Annotated in this window: 4 protein-coding genes; 2 read left to right on the top strand and 2 right to left on the bottom strand. The window is 69.9% G+C overall.

What is annotated here, in order from left to right:
• Window positions 1-49 precede the first annotated feature (49 nt).
• Window positions 50-955: a sigma-70 family RNA polymerase sigma factor gene (locus L0H79_RS21315; RefSeq protein WP_301486716.1), complete on the bottom strand. Its 906-nt coding sequence runs from the start codon at window positions 953-955 to the stop codon at window positions 50-52.
• Window positions 956-1,256: 301 nt separating this feature from the next.
• Between L0H79_RS21315 and L0H79_RS21310 the strand changes: the two genes are divergently transcribed.
• Together L0H79_RS21310 and L0H79_RS21305 are read left to right on the top strand one after the other, a co-directional pair.
• Window positions 1,257-2,159 (top strand): SDR family oxidoreductase, encoded by a 903-nt coding sequence (locus tag L0H79_RS21310; protein WP_301486714.1) that lies wholly within the window; start codon window positions 1,257-1,259, stop codon window positions 2,157-2,159.
• 26 nt (window positions 2,160-2,185) lie between these two features.
• Entirely contained in the window at window positions 2,186-3,316 is a 1,131-nt protein-coding gene (locus tag L0H79_RS21305) for a glutamate--cysteine ligase (protein ID WP_301486713.1), read from the top strand.
• Between the two features lie 78 nt (window positions 3,317-3,394).
• Here the strand turns inward: L0H79_RS21305 and L0H79_RS21300 are convergent.
• Window positions 3,395-3,934, bottom strand: a 540-nt coding sequence (locus L0H79_RS21300) for an NYN domain-containing protein (protein ID WP_301486712.1), incomplete at its 5' end; no start/stop codon positions are given.

The following is a 3,934-nucleotide window of genomic DNA, read 5'->3' as shown; positions in this document are numbered from 1 at the left end:
CCCCCCCCGCTCCCCCCCCCCGCCGCCCGGAACCTGTGGCCCTCAGCGATCAGACGGCGTGGAGCCGAGGGGGTTCGGCAGCAGCGGCGAGCGAAGCCTGCAACGCCCTTCGGCGCGGCGTCTGCTCGGGGCGCCGCTCCAGCACCTCACGCAGCCGCTTGAGGATCGCCCGGTGCAGGCGCGAGACCTGCATCTGGCTCACCCCGAGCCGCTGGCCGATCTCAGCCTGGGTGCAGCCCTCGACGTAGCGCCAGCGGACGATCTGGCGTTCGCGGTCGTCCAGGTGGGCCATCGCCGACCGGACGCTGATCACGTCGTCCATCCGGGCGAACTCGTCACCGTCTGCGGCGATCAGGTCCGACAGAGATGAGGAGCCGGCCTGCGCGTCACGCGTCGGGGCGTCGAGCGAGCGCGAGTGGTAGCCCGCCTCCGCGCAGAGGCACTCGCGCACGTCCGTCTCGGGCAGGTCGAGATCGGCTGCGACGTCGGCATTGGTGACCGTCCGGCTGAAACCCTGCTCGAGCCGTTCCCGGCTATGGTGAACGTCGGCGCGCAGCTCCTGCAGCCGGCGAGGCGGGCGGACCGACCATGTCGCGTCGCGGAAGTAGTGCTTGAGCTCGCCGCGGATCGTCGGACCCGCGAAGGATGTGAAGCAGCGGCCGGAGCCGGGACGGTAGCGCCGCATCGCCGCGACGAGCGCGGCCCGGCCGATCTGGACGAGGTCCTCGCGATCGACGCCGCGGCGGCTGAACCGCAACGCGACCCGGTCCGCGAAGTCGATGTTGAGGCGGACGATCTCGTCCTCGAGCGACGCCCGCTCGGCGGGAGTCGCATCCAGCAGACGCTCGAAGCACGTCTCCGTGCGTTCGTTGCGGTCCGACCGCTCCGTTGGCAGTCGCCACAGGCGCCCCGAGACGGTATCGGTATGGGGATAGGGAGAAATGGTCAGAGACATCGCGCTGAGCTCCGTTCCTTGCAGAATCGCCTAGAAACTGAGCGGGCGCGTGGTTTGACCCGGCCTCGGTCATTTCACCGTGTCACGTCTTCCTGAGAAGCGCAAGATGCGATGGGACGCCAAGCAACCCGCGTGGCCAACTGGTGCCACTGTGATACCCGCGCAGGGGTATGCCGCTCGCCACCCGGCGGGGGCTGCCTTTGTGTGCGCGGGGTGGGTGAGCGGCATACCCCAGATCTCGTGAGACGACCACCCTGTGTGGGTACATCACGGGAACGACCCAGCAAGGAGGCAACCGACCATGGCCGACATCGCGGAGCGCGCCCAGTCGATGGTGCGCGACGACGACAAGGGCGGCTTCCCCGCCCAGACCCAGCAGCCTCCCGGCTCGTTCCAGCAGATGGACCCGATGCCCGACCACGGTGAGGAGAGCTACCGGGGCCATGACCGACTCCTCGGCATGAGGGCGCTCATCACCGGCGGTGACTCCGGGATCGGGCGGGCGGTGGCGATCGCCTTCGCGCGCGAGGGCGCGGACGTCGCGATCAACTACCTCGAGCCGGAGTCGTCCGACGCGGACGACACGGTCGAATGGATCGAGGCCGCGGGCCGCACAGGCGTCAAGGTTCCCGGCGATCTCCGCGACCGCGAGATGTGCCAGCGGGTCGTCGCCGAGGCCGTGGGGCAGCTCGGTGGCCTCGACATCCTCGTCAACAACGCCGGATTCCACTGGGACAAGAGCGAGCCCGGCATCGTCGACATGAGCGAGGAGAACGTCGAGCGGGTCTTCCGCACCAACCTGCACGGCACCTTCTATGTCACGCAGGCCGCGGTCGCGCACCTGCGGCCCGGTGGCGTCATCATCAACACGACGTCGGTGCAGGCCTATGACCCGTCGCCGAGCCTGCTCGACTACGCGGCGACGAAGGCGGCCCTCAACAACTTCACCGTCAACCTGGCGAAGGAGCTGGGCCCCAAGGGGATCCGCGTCAACGCCGTAGCCCCGGGACCGATCTGGACGCCGCTTCAGCCCGCGACCCGCCCGGAGGCGAAGATCGAGACGTTCGGGGCGGACACGCCCCTCGGCCGGGCGGGCCAGCCTGCCGAGGTGGCACCTGCCTACGTCTTCCTCGCCTCGCCGGAAGACGCGAGCTATGTGTCGGGGACGGTCATCGGGGTGACCGGCGGCGAGCCCGTCTTCTGACGTGCTGACACGACTGGTGGTGGATCATGGGTAGGACGGTCGGGGTCGAGGAGGAGATGATCCTCGTCGACGTGAGCACGGGCCGACCGCTGTCGGTCTCGGGAGCGGTCCTGGCCAAGGCGTCCGAGGTGCTCGGCAACGACCCGCGTGCCACGGTCGGCATCGTGGCCCGCGGGGCGCTCGAGGGAGAGTTCCAGCAGCAGCAGCTCGAGATCCACACCTCTCCGGTCGACGACCTCGCCGACCTCGACGCCGAGCTGCGGCACTGGCGGCGAACCGCAATCGAGCTGACCCACGAGGTCGGTGCCGGGCTCGCCGCGCTCGGGACGTCGCCGCTGCCCGTCGAACCGCGGGCGGTGGCCTCGCCGCGCTACGAGCGGATCCACCAGCTGCTCGGGATCACCGCGCGGCGCCACCTGACCTGCGCCTGCCACGTGCACGTCAACGTCGGGTGCGACGAGGAGGGCATCGCGGTCATGGACCGGGTCCGCGTCTGGCTGCCGGTCCTGCTCGCGATCAGCTCCAACTCCCCGTACTGGAACGGTGGGGAATCGGGCTACGCCAGCTACCGGTCGCAGGCGCTCACCATGTGGCCGTCGTTCGGTCCACCCGAGCGATTCGGCAGCGCCGCCGCCTACCATCGGCTCGTCCAGGACATGGTCGACAGCGGCCCGCTGCTCGACGAGGGGATGATCTACTGGGACGCCCGGCTGTCCGCGCGGTATCCCACCATCGAGATCCGGTCGGCCGACGTCTGCCTCGACGTCGCCGACACGGTGTTCGTGGCGGCGCTGTGCCGCGGCCTCGTGGAGACGGCGGCGCGCGAGTGGCGCCGCGGGCTGTCGGCACCCGACGTCCCGACCTCCCTGCTGCGGCTCGCAACCTGGCAGGCGGCACGGTATGGCGCCGAGGGTGACCTCATCGACCCCCGGACGATGCGCCAGGCCCCCGCCCGGGAGGTCGTCGGAGCCCTCGAGGAGTACACCGCCTCGGCGGTCGACGACGACCGTGACCGGCTCGTCGTGGAGGCCGGCGTCGAGCGGCTCTGGGCACATGGGACCGGCGCGACCCGTCAGCGCCGGACCCTGGAGCGGACGGGCCGGCTCGTCGATGTCGTCGCCCAGGCCGTCCGCCTCACCGCCGGCCACGACGACTGAAGGGTTCCCAGACTGAAGGGTTCCCAGCTTGTACCCGGCTGGCGCTGGCCTGCTGTGTGGCTCTTGATGTGTTCGCACTCATCCCGGGGCCGAGGAAGTCGCCTTCCCGGCCCCGGCACGGCGCTTCGGCTTCTGGTCCGAGACCAGGATCGTGCCGCCGTCACGCCCGACGGTGAACAGCCCGATCGCCTCCGCGAGGTCGCTCAGCTTCTGGTAGCCGTAGCGCCTCGAGTCGAAGTCGGGGGCCTGCTTCTGGATGGTTCCACCGACGACGCTGAGCGAGGCCCAGCCGTCCTCGTCGGAGGCAGCGTCGATGGCGGACCGGAAGAGCCCGACCAGGTTCGCGTCCTTGCGCAGCTGCGCGCTCGTGAGCTTGTTGCGGGACGGTGTCGCGACATCGGCGCCCTTGCCCTTGAAGATCTCGGTGTAGATGAACTGGTCACAGGCGACGACGAACGGGCGCGGCGTCTTCTCCTCGCCGAAACCGATGACCCGCTTGCCGGCCTCGCGGACCCGTGAGGCCAGACGGGTGAAGTCGCTGTCGCTCGACACGATGCAGAAGCCGTCGAAGGTGTCGGTGTAGAGCAGGTCCATCGCGTCGATGATCATCGCGCTGTC

The organism is Intrasporangium sp., from assembly GCF_030452765.1.
Classification (GTDB): Bacteria; Actinomycetota; Actinomycetes; order Actinomycetales; family Dermatophilaceae; genus Intrasporangium_A.
Note: the sequence above shows the minus strand (reverse complement) of the source record. Positions and strands in the feature narration are given on the sequence as shown.